Source organism: Lentihominibacter sp. (assembly GCF_046951855.1).
Lineage (GTDB): Bacteria > Bacillota > Clostridia > Peptostreptococcales > Anaerovoracaceae > Lentihominibacter > Lentihominibacter hominis.
This window is the reverse complement of record NZ_JBKTXS010000002.1, coordinates 88,301-105,623: the sequence shown is the minus strand read 5'-3', so window position 1 is coordinate 105,623 and position 17,323 is coordinate 88,301. Positions and strand designations below refer to the sequence as shown.

The 17,323-nt window shown below is 38.8% G+C and carries 12 protein-coding genes and 1 pseudogene; 1 reads left to right on the top strand and 12 read right to left on the bottom strand.

What is annotated here, in order from left to right:
- Nucleotides 1-11: 11 nt before the first annotated feature.
- The 5 genes from ACLR96_RS01170 to ACLR96_RS01150 form a co-directional block, all read right to left on the bottom strand.
- Nucleotides 12-2,213, bottom strand: a complete 2,202-nt coding sequence (locus ACLR96_RS01170; protein ID WP_177267472.1) for a UvrD-helicase domain-containing protein — start codon at nucleotides 2,211-2,213, stop codon at nucleotides 12-14.
- A 16-nt stretch (nucleotides 2,214-2,229) separates the two neighbouring features.
- Nucleotides 2,230-2,946 (bottom strand): site-2 protease family protein, encoded by a 717-nt coding sequence (locus tag ACLR96_RS01165; protein ID WP_177267473.1) that lies wholly within the window; start codon nucleotides 2,944-2,946, stop codon nucleotides 2,230-2,232.
- 245 nt (nucleotides 2,947-3,191) lie between these two features.
- Nucleotides 3,192-4,844, bottom strand: coding sequence for an amidohydrolase family protein (locus ACLR96_RS01160; protein WP_177267474.1), 1,653 nt, complete (start codon nucleotides 4,842-4,844; stop codon nucleotides 3,192-3,194).
- 3 nt (nucleotides 4,845-4,847) lie between these two features.
- Nucleotides 4,848-6,203, bottom strand: a complete 1,356-nt coding sequence (locus ACLR96_RS01155; protein ID WP_177267475.1) for an amino acid permease — start codon at nucleotides 6,201-6,203, stop codon at nucleotides 4,848-4,850.
- 654 nt (nucleotides 6,204-6,857) lie between these two features.
- Nucleotides 6,858-7,520, bottom strand: coding sequence for a DUF4097 family beta strand repeat-containing protein (locus ACLR96_RS01150; protein ID WP_177267476.1), 663 nt, complete (start codon nucleotides 7,518-7,520; stop codon nucleotides 6,858-6,860).
- 147 nt (nucleotides 7,521-7,667) lie between these two features.
- Between ACLR96_RS01150 and ACLR96_RS01145 the strand changes: the two genes are divergently transcribed.
- On the top strand, nucleotides 7,668-8,450 hold the full coding sequence (locus ACLR96_RS01145; protein ID WP_177267477.1) for a MerR family transcriptional regulator: 783 nt from the start codon (nucleotides 7,668-7,670) through the stop codon (nucleotides 8,448-8,450).
- Nucleotides 8,451-8,516: 66 nt separating this feature from the next.
- On the opposite strand, the gene ACLR96_RS01140 is transcribed toward ACLR96_RS01145, so the two are convergent.
- The 7 genes and pseudogenes from ACLR96_RS01140 to ACLR96_RS01110 form a co-directional block, all read right to left on the bottom strand.
- Nucleotides 8,517-9,290, bottom strand: a complete 774-nt coding sequence (locus ACLR96_RS01140; protein WP_177267478.1) for an ABC transporter ATP-binding protein — start codon at nucleotides 9,288-9,290, stop codon at nucleotides 8,517-8,519.
- On the bottom strand, nucleotides 9,283-10,215 hold the full coding sequence (locus ACLR96_RS01135) for an ABC transporter permease subunit (RefSeq protein WP_177267479.1): 933 nt from the start codon (nucleotides 10,213-10,215) through the stop codon (nucleotides 9,283-9,285). The genes ACLR96_RS01140 and ACLR96_RS01135 overlap by 8 nt, the downstream gene beginning before the upstream one ends.
- A 1-nt stretch (nucleotide 10,216) precedes the next feature.
- On the bottom strand, nucleotides 10,217-11,212 hold the full coding sequence (locus tag ACLR96_RS01130; protein WP_177267480.1) for an ABC transporter substrate binding protein: 996 nt from the start codon (nucleotides 11,210-11,212) through the stop codon (nucleotides 10,217-10,219).
- A 731-nt stretch (nucleotides 11,213-11,943) separates the two neighbouring features.
- A complete protein-coding gene (locus ACLR96_RS01125) occupies nucleotides 11,944-13,902 on the bottom strand; it encodes a 5'-nucleotidase C-terminal domain-containing protein (protein ID WP_177267481.1) in 1,959 nt (652 codons plus the stop codon).
- Complete coding sequence (gene sppA / locus ACLR96_RS01120) at nucleotides 13,903-15,069, bottom strand: signal peptide peptidase SppA (protein WP_412265075.1); 1,167 nt, start codon at nucleotides 15,067-15,069, stop codon at nucleotides 13,903-13,905.
- A 48-nt stretch (nucleotides 15,070-15,117) separates the two neighbouring features.
- Nucleotides 15,118-16,863, bottom strand: a complete 1,746-nt coding sequence (gene thrS, locus ACLR96_RS01115; RefSeq protein WP_177267483.1) for a threonine--tRNA ligase — start codon at nucleotides 16,861-16,863, stop codon at nucleotides 15,118-15,120.
- A 14-nt stretch (nucleotides 16,864-16,877) separates the two neighbouring features.
- Nucleotides 16,878-17,323: pseudogene (locus tag ACLR96_RS01110) on the bottom strand (D-alanine--D-alanine ligase); the annotation flags it as partial.

The window sequence follows — 17,323 nt, the reverse complement described above, 5'->3', positions numbered from 1 at the left end:
CATATCTTCCTTTAAAGCTTTTTGAGAGGAGCGAATCCTACAGCCAGTTTTTTCACATCCCCGTCAAAACTGATCTGAACAATCTTTCCGTCGCAGGAAAGAACTTTTCCCTCTCCAAATTTAGGATGCGATACCATATCACCTGCAGACAAATCATCTGAGCTATCTTCCAAATTTTTCTTCATCTGTTGCCTTGCATATTTCAATTGATCAAAAGGCTTAAATGAACTTCCCTCAGTTATACCGTCAGAAAATACTCCCTGACTCACATCCCTTTTCTTCTTCTCAAATATAGCATCTCCCTCTATCAAACTTTTATCCAGTTCACGCAAAAATTGCGATTCTCTCGTATAGTCAGTCTTGCCGTAAAGAGTCCTTCTCTCTGCGCTCGTCAGCCACAGACGTTCTTTAGCTCTTGTTATACCTACATAACAAAGCCTGCGTTCTTCTTCAAGACCATCTTCCCTATCAAAAGCTCGCCATCCCGGAAACAACCCATCTTCCATGCCGGGCATAAACACAAATGGAAATTCAAGTCCTTTAGCACTATGCATAGTCATGAGTACAACAGCGTTTTCCCCGGCATCATGATTATCTACCTCTGCCAGAAGAGCGATTCTTTCCATAAATTCCGGCAACGTTATATTTGGATCTTCATCTTCATAATTATATATAACTGATTTGAACTCCATCAGATTCTCTATACGACTCTCGGCCTCAAGAGTATTCTGTTCTTCAAGCGCCTTCAGGTATCCCGATTTGACAAGAAGTCCGTCATAAATATCTGAAATCCTCAAATTTTCCTTTTCTGAGCTGTATGAGTTTATCAGTTCTGTGAAACTCTCTATGTTGGAAGATATTTTAGAAGAAAAAGAGGATATTACTTCTCTGTCCATCAGAGTATTAAAAATACTTTCCTGCCTGACAGCAGCAAGAGTTCTCATTTTCTCGAGAGTCTTTCCCCCTATTCCCCTTTTTGGTTCATTTATTATCCTAATAAGGGCAAGATCATCAGCCTTATTCTGTACCAGCCTGAGATAACAAGTTATATCCTTTATTTCTTTTCTGTCATAATATCTCAGACCTCCCAAAACCCTATAAGGAATCTCCCTCCTTGAAAGGGCCTCCTCAAAGGTTCTCGACTGTGAATTAGTTCTGTAAAGAATAGCGAAATCATTGTACTTCCTATCAGAAGACTTCATCCTGTTTATTTCACTGGCTATAAAATATGCTTCATCACGCTCGTCCTCTGCTCTATAATATACAATCTTATTTCCGGCATCCTGGTCAGTCCATAGTTTCTTTGATTTTCTACTCCTATTATTAGAAATCACTGAATGAGCTGCACCAAGGATATTTGACGTAGATCTGTAATTCTGCTCCAGTTTTACTACCTTTACATCTTTAAAGTCCTTTTCAAATTCAAGTATGTTCCTTATATCTGCCCCTCTCCACTGATATATGCACTGATCGTCATCCCCTACTACACAGATATTATTATGTGCTTCTGCCAGCATTTTGATAAACATATACTGCATCCTGTTAGTGTCCTGATATTCATCCACCATTATGTATCTAAATCTGTTCTGATATTTGAGCAATACCGTTTCATCCTTTTTAAAAAGTCTTACAGTATTCAAAAGAAGATCATCAAAATCCATAGCATTATTTTTCTTCAAAGCCCTTTCATACATTCCGTAGACTTGAGCCACTGTTTTGGCTTTGATATCATCGCCGTAAACGTTCGTATATTCTTCCGCCGTTATGGGCTTTTCCTTGCATTTGCTTATTATACCGAGAAAATAGGAAGGGGTATATCGCTTTGCATCTATACCAAGTTCCTTTATTATATTTTTTATCATGGTCTTCTGATCTGTAGGATCATATACCGCAAAATCTCTGCCGTATCCAAGCACTTCCGCATGACTTCTGAGTATACGCAGACACGCAGAATGGAATGTCAATATCCATGAATTGAGTCCATGCCCAATAAGAGTTTCCACCCTGTCCTTCATCTCCTTCGCCGCTTTGTTTGTAAATGTAACGGCCAGTATATTATAAGGATCGATACCTTTTTCTTCTGTCATATACACTATACGGTGAGTCATGGTGCTTGTCTTGCCGCTTCCCGCTCCCGCCAAAATAAGGAGCGGCCCCTCTGTATACATGGCTGCCGCCCTCTGTTCTTTGTTCAGCTTATTCAAATACTCCATTTATCTATTACCTTACTTAAATTATGAAACTGCTCAAAATACCGAAAAGAAAGTTTACACATGGGGAAATTATTCTTCCTGTTATTCCGAAGATTATGAGTGCTATGAGTATCCAATCTCCGTATCTGTAAAGAGTCCAATAAATCTCTGTGTGCTTTATATTGAATATCTCAGATATAATCGAAAATCCATCAAGAGGAGGGCAAGGGATCAAATTAAAAATCATCAGAACAAGATTTATCTGTATAACATACATAATCATCATCCACAGTATACTGCCCACACTTCCCGACAGGAAACTCGGTCCCATAGTCATATATAATATCTTAGCAACGATAGCAAACACTATAGCTATTACGAGGTTCATGGTAACTCCCGCCAGAGACACAAGCAGTTCATCCCGTCTTCTTTTTTTGAAGTTAGAAGGATTTATCTGTACCGGTACACCCCAGCCAAAACCTGCAAACAGCAACGCCGCAAGTCCAACAGGATCTATATGTGCCAAAGGATTTATCGTGACCCTTCCCTGCATCTTAGGAGTGGGATCCCCTAACTTGAATGCTACCGCAGCATGGGCAAATTCATGAAATGCCAGACCGATTATTATTCCCGGAAGCATCATAAGCTCTCCCATAAGCCAGTTCATAGGATCTGAAAAGGCTCCGCGCCTAAATGCATTGGACAGAAGTACAACTATTAAAATCAAAAATGTAATATTAAAATTACGTCTCAATCGAATCCCCCCGATCTTTCACAATAAGTTTTGCCGTTTCTATAGTATATCATTTATCATAAAAAAATAACAGTTAAATATACAACTGCAAAAACGTACTGATTTGATCAAAAGATAAAAAACAGAATCATATTCGCTGATTATTTTCAGCATCTGATTTTATCGTACATTTATATCTATAAAAAAGGGCAGTTCTTCTACGATATATCATCGCTTCTGCCCTCTTTTTATTATAATTTATAATCTTAGCCCTTTTCTGCCCGAAAAGTCACTTTGCCATCCATCATAGTAAAAACTATTCGTGCATCTTTTATCTGGCTGCTGTCAACCTCAAAAAGATTCCTGTCTATAACGATTATATCAGCCAATTTCCCTGCCTCCAGTGTTCCCAGCTCATGTTCTCTATTGTATACCGTTGCAGAACCCAAGGTATTAGCAATAAGAGCTTCTGCTAAGGTTATATTTTCTTTGTTTCGTATACCTGCGTGAGAACCATCATAATTTTTTCTCGTAACAGCTGCATATATACCCGGAAATTGATTATAATGTACCACCGGAAAATCTGTTCCCAATGCCAGCGTTACTCCTGAATCAAGAATACTCCTCATGGGCCAAGCCCAGCGGCATCGCTTTCTGCCTACCCTTATGATTTTCTCGTTATTATCCAAAGCCAGATGTTCACCTTGCATGGACGCAATAACACCCAGCTTCGCAAACCTTTTTATATCTTCCGGATCTATCGTTTCGATATGTTCTATAGAATTTTTCAGTCCATGTCTTCCATTTACTTTCTCAGACGCTTCGAAAGCATCTAATGCCATTTTTACTGATCCGTCCGCAATACAATGTATCCTGACAGGAAGTCCTGACGCATTTGCTGCTACAACACTGTCTTCCAGATCTTCTTTTGAAACGAGAGGCACCCCTTCTCCGCATGTTCCCGGCTTATCAGCATATTCCTCTTTTAAAAAACCTGTATAAGTAGATGTAACACCATCAAGAAACCCTTTGAGTCCACTGACCCTGAAAACATCCGATGAAAATTCCTTCGCCAGCTTTTTGGCATCCGAAAAATCTGTATATCCCATCAGAGCAGTATATACATGCACCCTACTGGTAAACTTCCCGGCCTCGGCCATTCTTTTAAACACCTTATATCTATCATAATTTGCACGACTATATTCGTCTGCACTCATTTCACTGAGGGAAGTAACTCCATAAGCTGCAAGTCCTTTCATAAACGATTCCATGATTTCTTCCATCTGTTCTTCAGGGAAATCATACATTTTTTCCCATGCATACGACAATGCTTCAGGTTCATAGACAAGACCATTCAGCTCTCCATTTTCATCAATTCCTACTGAGCCACTCTTTATTTTCATATCCGTATGGTATCCTGATTCTTTCAAAGCTAAACTGTTCAACCAACATGTATGTGCATCAGCACAATTCATATATACCGGTCTGTCTGGAATTATACTATCCAGCGAATTCTTGGAAGGCAACAGAGAATTCTTCCAATTGGCAGGAAACCAGCCGTAACCCCTTATACGTATTTCTTCCGGATGGCAGTCTGCATAATCCTTTATCATACAAACCGCCTCTTCCTCCGATGTCGAGGATGTCAGATCCACCATATGATCACTATCTGCTACAGCACCCCACCACAGATGATCATGACCGTCAACAAATCCAGGCATTATCAGATAATCTCCAAAATCATAAACTTCTGTATTTGCTGAAATATATCTATTTATATCTTTATAATTCTTGACAGCTATTATTTTATTTCCTTTTACTGCAATGCCGCCTTTCATCAATTTTTTATCTTTTACAGTAAAAATCGCATTTCCCTTTATTATTATATCTGCTGTAATGCTCTTAGTTGCGTCAATCAATTTTTACACATCCTTTTTCTTCTTATTTATTGTCACAAGCAATACTATCCCGCCTATTACAAGCCATATGCTTCCTATAATAAGAGCTTTCCTCCCCAGATTAACCCACAAGGATATACACACTGACGCTCCGGCTGCCGGCAGCACTATATAATTTACAGCTGCCTTGATTCCTCTCCTGCATTCTTTCATCCAGTAATGGACAAATACTGATATATTTACCAGAGTAAACCCCAGCAATGCTCCGAAATTTATCATAGTAGTTCCCAGATCAAAATCTATGTACAAAGAAAGCAGAGAAACCACACCGATCAATATAATATTATAACTGGGAACCTTAAATCTTGTGCTTATATGTCCGAAGAATCTTGCCGGAAGCTGATGATCTCTTCCCATTCCAAAAAGAATTCTGGCGCATGACGCCTGAGAAGAAACCGCTGACGCAAGACATGATACTATCATTACTACACATAGAAAAGTCGCCATAAACTGCCCTGCAATATACCCAACAAGCTGATAAGACCCTCTTCCGGAATCAATCTGCATCCAGCCGTCAGGCCACGCCAACTGGAACAAATACGTAGAAAGCACAAAAAGTCCTCCGGCTGTCAAACATACTATTATAAGAGCTCTGCCTACTGTTTTCCCCGGATTTTTAGTCTCCTCTGCCAGCGTTGTCACCGAATCAAACCCTAAAAAACAAAGGCACAATACCGATGCACCTCCTATCACACCTGTTATTCCTACACTTCCCCATTCTGAAGCATTCCAGAGTCCGCTGATATCAATGATATCATAATTTTTTGATAAGATAGTTTTTACTGCAAAAATAACAACAGCAATGACAAAAGCTAATTGTATAACTATAAATATATTGTCAAATGCAGACATAATCTTCACTCCGGCTAAATTCACAACAGTAACTATCGTTATCAGTGCAAAAATATCAGCCCATATAGGTACTCCCGGCAGCAAGATGGGTATGTATCCTGACGCAATGATATAATTTATCATAGGAAGCAATATGTATCCCAAAAGTATCGCCCAGCCTGCCATAAATCCAATATTAGGATGCATTGTTTTGCCTACATAACTATAGACTGAGCCTGCTACCGGAAAAGCAACCACCATCTGTCTGTAACTTAAAGCTGTAAAAAACATAGCTATCGTGGCAATAGCATATGCCAAAGAGATCATGCCATGTGTACTTCCGTTTACAAGTCCAAAATACGAAAAGATCGTACATGGAGCCAGATATGCAAATCCAAAAAGACATACCCCCGGCAGTCCCAGCACTCGCTCAAGTTTTTGTTCATACCCAAATTCTTTCAGAGTATCAATCCGTCTTCCATCAATCATAGATAAAACTCCTTTCACCAAAACTGAAATAGTAATTATTATGGGTAAGATATTAACAGAATTTTTAAATAAAACATATTATTCATTTTATTTATTTTTTAAGAAGTTCAATAAATATTTTCCTAATCGTAATTATTAATTTGACAGGAAATCATTACTTTATTGTTATATAAAAAATTTTACTGATGCAATTTGTTTTATCCAATGTTTAGTTTTATGTTAACTAATATCACTATTTGATGTGACAACTTTCAACAAGTGTATAAGTCCCGATTTTTCAGCATTATAGGGAGTTATCCACAGAACTTCAACGATTGTATACAATTTTATCCAACGAAGGCTGTGCATAACTATTTTTTTAAAAAACCATATTTTTCAACGATTTAAGCTGTCAAGAATAAATTTGACATCATAGTTATCCACAGCTTTATTCATTTTATTTAACACTTAACAAAAAGCTCTGAATTTCAACGATCTAATGGCAATGAATACAATAAACGTTATAAAACATATACGTAACTAAAATCAATGGTCTCCAAAAATACATAAGTAAAACTTGTTAATAATACTTGTATGCATTAAGAGACGGCAAACCTCATTCACAAAAACAAATATGCGAAGAATGATCTTTGTAAAGACCTTCTTCGCATATTTTTATTTATCGGAAAACTCTATATCAGTATCTCCATTATTATTAGAAACCTTTAAAATTTTCGATCCTCCTTGCTTATCTGACGGCAGATTACTCTTACCTTTCTTTGTTTCACAAGTGATATCAAAATCATCATAACTGCCTATAATCAAGCCGGATATATTCCCGTTTTTTGAGATAAGTGTAATAGAATCATCTGCATCCAGTTTTTCAAATGATATATTGCCTCCACTTACCGAAACAGATATATTGCCAACTGCAGACAGCTCACCAAGTTTGATATCCTCATTGGTAGTAGATAAAATCAGTGTATCCAAAAGTTTATCCGGTATCCTCAAAGATATTATGCGATTTTCCTCTGATGGCTTACCTCCGATATAATCCGTCCATTCCTTGCTATTGTCCGCAGTCATAACCAAATGATCATCAGAAACAGAAATATTATAGTACTCTTTACTGTTTTGTGAATAATCAATATGAATCTGATTATCATCCGATGATGATACTTCTATCAACCGGTCCTGAACGTTAATCTCGATCTTTTTAATCAATTCTGAATCAACTGTATAAACTTCCCGTTTAAAAGACTCGCCTTTATCATCACAACCTGTTAATACAGTTATTCCCAACATAAGAAGTATAAAAAATAGAACTGTTTTTTTCATAGCATACTACTCCTTTACATTTAAATTATTTTCTTTTTAATATTCCCGGAGATAACAAGAATCTTTATTATTGACATTATCGTTTCTCCATATTAAGATGTATTCTAAACCTTTGTGCAACACAAAAGTCAAGAGGACAATATACAAATGAAAAAATACTTTTCAATAAGTGCAGCTGCAAAAAGAACAAATGTTACAAGCGAAACGCTCCGTCATTATGACCGTATAGGTCTTTTAAAACCAAGCAAAAAAGATGAACGAACAAATTATCGCTACTATTCAGAAGAAGATATAATACGTTTAAATACAATATGCTCTCTGCAGAAAATGGATTTGCCTCTGAAAGCTATAAAAGAAGTTCTTGAATATGATGATTTAAACAAAGTGATCGATTTTTTGACAGAAGCAGAGAAAAAAGCCGATGAAAAAATTGCAGATTTGCAATACAGTAAACAAAAAATACAAGCTGCAAAAGCAGATTATAAAAGTAAGCTGCAATATCAAACTCCCGCAGAAGATGTTACTGTAAAATATTTCACAAAACGAGTAATCATGCTCTCTGACAATTTAAAATCTCCTGCACTTGATAATCTTTGGAACTATCTGAAACACTTTTACGATAAAATCGACCCGGAAGAAAAACAGTCTTTTTTATTTGAAGATCTGGCAGGAGTCTATACTGAAAATGGTATATCAAGATTATTTGCTCTATGTATCCGCTATGGTAATGCAGACGGTTTAAAAATACTTCCCGAAGGATACTATTTATGCTCTTCCTGCAACGAAGAAAATCGGATAAAAAAGATCGACGAAGTATTGCAGACAGTAAAAACCGATTATCATACAGAACCTGAATTCATCGTACAGCAAATCATCATATCCGGTATATTGCAGTGGCACTATCAAATACAAGTATATCTGCATAGATAATCAAAAACCAAAAACGGTATGACCAATCTATAGGCCATACCGTTTCGTATAAATAACAATCCTTTATCAAAGCAGCATTCTGTCATTATCTATCTCAAACTTTTCAATTAGCTTTTCTACTGTCATTTTTTTCCGTTCATCGCCGCTGATATCCATTTTTATTTTACCTGACTGCATTAATATAGTCCTGTTCCCATGCTCCAAAGCAGCTTTCATATTATGAGTTATCATCATAGTACATAATTTATCATTATCTGCAAAATAATCCGTCAACTCAAGCACCTTTTTAGCTGCGGAAGGATCCAGCGCCGCCGTATGTTCATCAAGAAGAAGAAGTTTAGGCTCTGCGATCACCGCCATGAAAAGAGTCAGCGCTTGCCTCTGTCCACCGGAAAGCAATCTGACTTTTTCCTTCATCCTATCCTCAAGACCCATACCAAGCAATGCAAGTTTTTCTTTAAACAGTTCTCTGTCCGATCTGCTGATACCTGCCTGCAAACCCCTTCTCCGCTTTTTATTATAGGCTATGGAAAGGTTTTCTTCTATAGTCATATCAAAAGCAGTTCCCTTTAAAGGATCCTGAAAAACACGCCCAATCATTTTTGCTCTCTTATGTTCCGGCATATCTGACATATCTTTGCCATCCAGAACTATTTTCCCACTGTCCACAGGAAAAACTCCAGCTATAGAATTCATCAAAGTAGATTTACCGGCTCCGTTGCTTCCTATTATAGTTATAAAATCCCCGGAAGCTCCATGAAAATTCACACCATCTAGGGCAGTCATTTCATTTATGGTTCCTTTAGCGAATATCTTTGTAAGATTCTCTATTTTAAGCATTTCTTTCACCTGCCTTTGATCTTTTCTTCCTGAGAGAAAAATTTTCTCCGAGCATTCCCATGGCAAGTGCGATAGTTACTATAACCGCAGACACAAGTTTAAGATCTGTAGGCGGCATTCCCAGATAAAGTGCAACACCTATAACCATTCTGTAAACCACAGCCCCAAGCGCTACAGCTATAAGCCTTCTTAACAGTCCTCCGGTTCCGAACAGTACTTCACCAATAATAACAGAAGCCAGGCCTATAACTACCATACCAGTACCCATTCCTACGTCTGAATAACCCTGATACTGAGCGAGCATGCCTCCTGCCAGCCCCACCAGGCCATTTGATACCGAAAGTCCAAGAAGCTTCATATTATCACTGCTTATACCTGCTGCTCTTACCATCTCCTCATTGTCACCTGTAGCTCTCAGTGCAAAGCCTTTCCTTGTCTTCAAAAAAGCAAACATGAAGAATATCACAACAGCGGCTATGATAAGACCAAAAACTATAGAACTCCATCTGAATCCATTCATAGCGTTTTCTACTGTTTTATAAAGTGTAGGAGTGCTGTTGAGATTAACATTGGCTTTGCCTTGTATCCGTAAATTTATAGAATATATCCCCAGCATTACCAGTATGCCTGCGAGAAGTGACTGAATCTTCAGCTTTGTGTTGAGCAAAGCTGTTATGGCTCCTGCGCCCATACCAAACACAAAAGCCAAGATCAATCCAAGGATACACATCAGAGTCTGCGCTGTCGGTCCCATTCCGGAAGCCGCAGTACACATCACAGCAGAAACAGCGGCTCCTGTTACAATACTGCCATCTACTGTCAAATCCGGTGTATTGAGTGTCCGAAATGACAAAAATACTCCTAAAGCCAGTATAGAATATATCAGTCCCAGTTCTAACGCTTCAAGTAATGTAACAATTAACATTTTATAAATCTTCCTTTGCTAAATCAGTTGCTTTATCAAGAATATCCTGAGGTATAGTTATTCCCATATCAGCTGCAGTCTGGCTGTTGATATATATAGCCATCTCATCCATAGTTCTTACAGGCATTTCCCCAGGATCTGCTCCGTTAATTATCTCTGCCACCATATCTGCTGTCTGCTGGCCGAGATACTCATAATCAACGCCATAAGTGGCAAAAGCTCCGTCCTTTACCATTGAATCAGCACCTACATAAAAGGGGATCTTTGACTCTATGAAAACCTGATTGGCAGTTGCTATAGACGATGCTACAGTATTATCTGTAGGAGAGAATACTATATCACATTTCTTAGCCAGATTCTGAGCAGCCGGCTGTATCTCATTAGTACTTGTTATAGCTGATTCTATCACTTCCAAAGAATTTTTTTCTGCAAATTCTTTCAAAGCTTCTACAGCTGAAACTGAATTTGTCTCACTTGAATTATAAAGTGTCCCTATCGTCTTAAATCCTGGTGTTATCTCCTGCGCAAGTCCCATTATCTTTTCCACAGAAATAACATCCGATGTACCGGTAACATTCCCGCCCGGTTTCTCCATATCAGCAACCACTTCAGCGGCCACAGGATCTGTAACAGCTGAAAATACAATAGGAATATCTTTTGTTTCACCCATCGCTACCTGTGTAGCCGGAGTCGTTATGGAAACGATCACATCAACGTCATCTGCCACAAAGCCCTGACAGATAGTCTTGAGGTTTGACTGTTCATTCTGAGCGTTTTGATAATCTATTTCTATATTTTCTCCATCCACATATCCTTCTTCTTCAAGCTGAGCTATGATAGCTTCCCTTATCTGATCAAGAGACGTATGTTCAACAAGCTGAACTATTCCTATCTTAACAGTATCTTCTCCCCCTTTGTCGGATTCTCCGCAGCCTGCTAATACTATCGACATGGCTGCCAATATGGCTATAAAAATCGCTAAACTCTTCTTCTTCATTTCTTCTCTGCGCAAGCACCTGCCCGCGCTCTCCTTTCTCTGCATTTTCCGGTTTTTAACTGCTCTCGTGATTCTCTGCAAATTTTAAGATGATCCTGTGTTTTACCTGCCTTTTTTCCTAAGATCAAAGTAATTCGCTCGGGAAAACGGACAGAGCAGCAGCAAAGCTGCGTAGAAGCACCTTTAAGACACGTTCTCGCCGTATTTTGCGGTAGATTCCTCCAAATCAAAAATTGGAGAAACCCTTACATGAGCCCTGCTGCGAAATCATAGATTTCATGCTATGGCTTCAAGATACGACCATGTCATAAAAAAACGCTCGTCCTCTCTCAAGGACAAGCGTTTGCCTGCGGTACCACCTTGTTTAATGCTAGATGCATTCTCTCTGCAGAGTGCCGTCACACTCCCTGCCCGTTACGCCGGCATCGCGTCTCAGCTACTCGAAAAAACCTTTCTATCTTTTCTTATCTATCAGTCTATTCTTTCACCTTGCCCTCGGAGGCCCATTTACTGAAACTGCATTTATCCGGCTCTCACCGTCCCGGACTCTCTTAAAAATCGTATATCAGTTTTACTTCCTCGTCTTCGGTTTAGTATTCATATGTCAATATACTATCATTTGAATTTTTAGATGTCAAGTGAGTTTCCACAGTAAAATAGATTTTTATCACAATAAGATATAATATTTTAATAAGACTTAGCCCTCTCAAATGTTAAACATTCTCATATAATTATAAATTCCTTATCCGATTACCTACCATACGTATGACAATTACTATAACAATAATTAATACCATTACTGCTGCAGTAACTATAAAGAAAATTTTATTAGGCTGTTTTAGAATTTCCGTCGGCATCCAACTTTCTATCTTTACTTTTCTTTCATGAGTCTTGCTGTAATACGATGGGATCCTGTTATCTTCAAAAGAATCTATATATGATGCCAGAGCATACCACGCTTTAAGCTCACTGCTTCCGGCATAAACTATATGTTCTTCAAAATCCTCTATTATATCGCCATTTTCATCTTTAGGTTCTATTTTTAAAAGGCCTAAAGATTTATCTTTAACAGCTCCTAACATTTGACAGGAATAAAGGTCTGCAGTTACGCTGTACAATTTGTCATCTTCGACATAGCCAGCTTCTCTGCCGTCATTATATCTGACATCAACAGCCCTATTCAGTATGAGTCTATGTGGATTCCATGAATACTCAAGTCCTGATAAATACAATCTCGCCACCCCCATAAAATCAGAAATGCTGACATCGACCTCTGCTACAGCTTTCAATTCTTTACCTGTAAGATACGCTTTCACAAGGGGATATCCGGCTTTTCCATCCTTTCCATATCCGAGAGAACTCACATTAAATACATCCGAAACAGTAATGTCACCTTTAAGCAAACTCCCTCTGACAACTCCATGAGGGACGATGGCCACATCCACATCACTTTCTGTATACTCCTTTACAGCATATCTATATGAATCAGCAATAAGATTTCCTAAAGGCTCCTCACCCTGCACAAGACCAAACTCATCTATTGAAGAAAACTCCACATCATTATTAGTGATTACTTGTCCAACACTGTATCCATAATTACTGAAATACTTCTTATCTGCCGAAAGACGATATTCTTCCAGTTCATTTTCAATATCATTATCGCTTTCGACATTCTCATCCAAAGGAATCAGCTCATATGACTTTATATTAAATCTTCCTGTATTCTTATCCCTTTCCAGTACCACATGTCCCACATTTTTATTATAGCTGCCGCACGAAACAATATATGTCTCTCCCACCTTTATCGGTTCGTCAAAAATAGTATGAGTATGTGCACTGATTATCAGATCTATATCGGGGATCTCTTCAGCCAGCACATAATCTTCTGTGTTTTTCAAACTGTCATTTTCGTTCTCTATAGTGCCGCAATGAGAAAGGCATATTATCATATCCACATCTTCACTCTTTTTTATTGTATGCACCACTTCTTCAGCTGTTTCAGATGCATCTTTGAATATCAGTCCACTCTCAGGAGCATATTCAGCGGCAGATTCGCCCATAAGGCCGAAAACTGCAGCTTTTACTCCATTGTGTTCTATTACAGCATAATCCGAAACGCCATAGTCACTGCATGCTTTTTTTAGTTTTTCGGCATTCTCCCTAAGTTCTGAATCTCTTACAGTTGCCTCCCAGTCAATATTAGCTGCCAGAATCATGGGAATATCATCGCCTGATAAAACCGCTGCTTCTAACATAGATGCAAGACCTTCTGCTCTGTAATCAAATTCATGATTTCCCAAAGTCGTAGCATCAAACCCTAAATATCCCATCATTCTCAATTCAGGAGCCTCTTCTGAAAATATTGTCTGATACGATGTTCCCATAGAAAAATCGCCTCCATCTAAAAGAAAACTCTCAGGATATGTATCCTTTATATTCTTCACGACAGTACTCAGCCTGCCAAAACCCCCTGTCTCAATTATTCTCCCATTTTCTTCATTCTTGTCTCCATCCATATGTGAATGCATATCATGAGTAAAAATGACCGATACCTTACTGGCACCGGTCATCGAGTCACTCTTCTCATCTGCAGCAGATACTGTAAAAACACTAATATTTACAAAACTCCCAAACATCACCGTCAGCATAGTGATAACAGCTACAATCATTGATTTTACTGCGTTCTTCATTTATTTTATCTCCTCACACATATACTGCAGTGGAAGCTGATTACTATCGTTTAAAAAATCAGTTATGGCATTAATATCACTGTTCCCGGATAACGCCTCCGTAAATTTATCTACACTCTCAACAAATCCCGAAAACAGACTTTGCTGCGGCTGATAACGAAATTCATAAATATCGCAGCCAACGAGACCACAGTCATAAATCATTTCCTCCACGGCCTCATCATATGTCCCTACTATGTCATCTATCAGTTTATTGCTCTCTGCCTGTTTAGCAGTATAAATCCTGCCGTCTGCAATGGTTTTAACATAATCTGTATCAAGATTTCTTCCCTGCGCTACAACAGATACAAACTGATCATAAGATTCGTCTACAAGACTTTGAAATATATTTCTTTGCTGGTCGCTCATCGGAACTGTAATATCTCCCATCGCCTTATTAGCTCCCGATGTTATTGTCTCAGTTTTTATACCATACTTCTGAAGCAGACCTGATATATCGTAAAGAGTCCCTATGGTAACTCCTATAGACCCTGTCCAACAGTTTCGGTTAGCTATGATCTTATCTGCCGATGACGATACATAATACCCTCCTGAAGTCGCCTGAGATGCAAAATAAGCATATACAGGTCTTTCTGTATATTCCTGATACTCTTTTATCTTAAGATAAAGCTCATCGCTTTCATACACTCCACCTCCGGGAGTATTGACAAATAACATCAAAGCTTTATTGCTTTTATTGTTCATCATACCGTCAACTGCATCAAGTGCATACTGATGACTGTAGGTACCGCTGTCTTCACTTATAGTCCCTTCTATATAAAGAACTCCTATATGAGAACCTCTTACGCCGGAAGCCCCACTTATATCTCCTCGCTCATGATCCGGATTCACTCCTCTGAAAGCAGCTGTGATACAGCCAAGGAGCAAAACTCCAGCCAGAATGCATCCAAACAGCAATAAGGCCTTCTTTCCTCCGGACCATTTGCGCGGTGTTTTGCCATAATATACAGTCTGAGAACCGCCAAGCGTTCCGGAAGCTTCTGCGGCCTCAGCATCACATCTGCCGTATAGCTTTTTATGCCATGCGTCTCTCGCAGTTATAGGAGTAGACTGCTCTGAACCTTCGCCCAGATTCTTTCTTTCGTTAAAATTTCCGTTATCCATCATAGTCTTCCTTTTTCAACACTTCCGAGATCACAATTAATGACTGTATCATCAAATACTTTTATCAGCGATCTCCTGAAGAAGCTTTTCCTGAAGCTCACCTGGGAACATTTCACCGAGTTCTCCGGCTTTGCTTGAGCGAACAGTTAGATTTCCCGCCTCTACTTCTCTCTCACCTATAATACAAATGTACGGAGTTCTTTCATTTCTCGCTTCTCTCAGCTTATAGCCTATCTTTTCATTTCTGATATCGGCCTTGACTCTCAGTCCCGCCTCTTCAAACTGCTGGGCTATTTTCAGCGCATAGTCTGTGAACTTTTCCGTTACAGTGAGAAGCTTTACCTGTACGGGAGCCAGCCAAAGAGGGAATTTCCCGGCAAAATGCTCAATAAGAATTCCTATGAATCTTTCAATTGAACCAAATATAACTCTGTGTATCATCACCGGTCTGTGCTTTTCACCATCCGGCCCTACATATGTTATATCAAAACGCTGAGGCATCTGCATATCGAGTTGTATAGTCCCACACTGCCACGTCCTTCCAATAGAATCCTCAAGATGAAAATCAAGCTTAGGCCCATAAAAAGCTCCATCCCCTTCATTTACCACATAAGGAACTCCTATAAACTCCATCGCCTCTCTGAGAGCTGTTTCCGCCGTTTCCCATTCTTCATCTGTTCCCATGGAATCATCCGGTCTTGTGGAAAGCTCTATATGGTAGGTAAACCCGAACATTTTATATACATCGTCTATAAACTTTACGACTCCAATCACTTCGTCTTTTATCTGCTCCGGAAGCATAAATATATGAGCATCATCTTGCGTAAATGTTCTCACTCTCATAAGCCCGTGAAGAGCCCCTGAAAGTTCATGCCGGTGCACCTGCCCCAGTTCACCCATTCTTACAGGAAAATCCCTGTAAGACCACATTTTTCTTTTGTACACCAACAGGGATCCCGGACAGTTCATAGGCTTTATTGCATAATCCTCATCATCTATTTTGGTAAAATACATATTGTCTTTATAGTGATCCCAATGTCCTGAAGTTCTCCAAAGATGTTCATTGAGAATTAACGGCGTCTTGATTTCCTCATATCCTCTTTTTCTATGTTCAGTCTTCCAAAAGTTCTCCAGCTCATTTCTTATTATCATACCGTTAGGCATAAAAAACGGAAATCCCGGACCTTCTTCATAAAGAGCAAATAAATCCATCTCTTTTCCTATTTTGCGATGGTCTCTTTTTTTGGCTTCTTCAAGTTTAGCCAGATACTCATCGAGTTCCTTTTGGCTCGGAAAACATGTTCCGTATATTCTTTGGAGCATAGGCCTGCTGGAATCACCCCTCCAGTAAGCTCCCGCGACACTCTGAAGCTTCACAGCTTTAATCTGTCCGGTCTTTTCCATGTGAGGCCCTGCACACAAATCCACAAAATCTCCCTGCTTATAAAAAGAAATCGTTTCATCCTCAGGCAGGTCTTCTATAAGCTCTACTTTATATACCTCTCCCTTCGCCTTCATGAGTTCTACAGCCTCTTCTCTGGGAAGGACAAACTTTTCCAAAGGATAATTAGCCTGTATTATCTTTTTCATTTCCTTTTGTATTTTCAAAAGATCCTGATCATTAAGCTTATGTTCCATATCAAAATCATAATAAAAACCGTTATCTATGGCAGGCCCTATCGCCAATTTTGCATCAGGCCAAAGTTTTTTCACAGCCTGAGCCATTATATGTGATGTAGTATGTCTGTAACATAATCTAACCTGTTCATCTTCAAAATTTATTTTTTCTTTTGCCATTTCTTCTTCTCCTCTTATCCGTGGTATTTCTCAAGCGCAAGTGTTATCAATCTATCTATAAGTTTATCATATGGTATGCCGGAAGCTTCCCAAAGTTTAGGATACATACTTATATGGGTAAATCCCGGCAATGTATTGAGTTCATTAAATACTACCCTTCCATCTTCTTGAAGGAAAAAATCCACTCTTGCAAGGCCTTCACACCCCATTGCCTGATATATTCTCACAGCTTTACTCCTGATCTCAGCTTCCTTTTCAGCAGTAAGATCCTTAACTATAGCTGTCTTTGATTGATTATTTTCATATTTTGCATTATAATCATAAAATTCATTGGCCGCAAAAATCTCACCTATACATGAAGCTTCAGGATATTCATTTCCCAGAACTGCAACTTCTATTTCCCTTCCTATTATAGTTTCTTCTAAAAGCACTTTTTGATCTTCGCAAAACGCCTGTTCTA

Bases quoted from the DNA above. Each gene is read 5' to 3' on its own strand.
- ACLR96_RS01170 (WP_177267472.1), bottom strand. From the start codon at position 2,213: ATGGAGTATTTGAATAAGCTGAACAAAGAACAGAGGGCGGCAGCCATG.
- ACLR96_RS01155 (WP_177267475.1), bottom strand. From the start codon at position 6,203: ATGATTGATGGAAGACGGATTGATACTCTGAAAGAATTTGGGTATGAA.
- ACLR96_RS01150 (WP_177267476.1), bottom strand. From the start codon at position 7,520: ATGAAAAAAACAGTTCTATTTTTTATACTTCTTATGTTGGGAATAACT.
- ACLR96_RS01145 (WP_177267477.1), top strand. From the start codon at position 7,668: ATGAAAAAATACTTTTCAATAAGTGCAGCTGCAAAAAGAACAAATGTT.
- ACLR96_RS01140 (WP_177267478.1), bottom strand. From the start codon at position 9,290: ATGCTTAAAATAGAGAATCTTACAAAGATATTCGCTAAAGGAACCATA.
- ACLR96_RS01135 (WP_177267479.1), bottom strand. From the start codon at position 10,215: ATGTTAATTGTTACATTACTTGAAGCGTTAGAACTGGGACTGATATAT.
- ACLR96_RS01130 (WP_177267480.1), bottom strand. From the start codon at position 11,212: ATGAAGAAGAAGAGTTTAGCGATTTTTATAGCCATATTGGCAGCCATG.
- ACLR96_RS01125 (WP_177267481.1), bottom strand. From the start codon at position 13,902: ATGAAGAACGCAGTAAAATCAATGATTGTAGCTGTTATCACTATGCTG.
- sppA (WP_412265075.1), bottom strand. From the start codon at position 15,069: ATGATGGATAACGGAAATTTTAACGAAAGAAAGAATCTGGGCGAAGGT.
- thrS (WP_177267483.1), bottom strand. From the start codon at position 16,863: ATGGCAAAAGAAAAAATAAATTTTGAAGATGAACAGGTTAGATTATGT.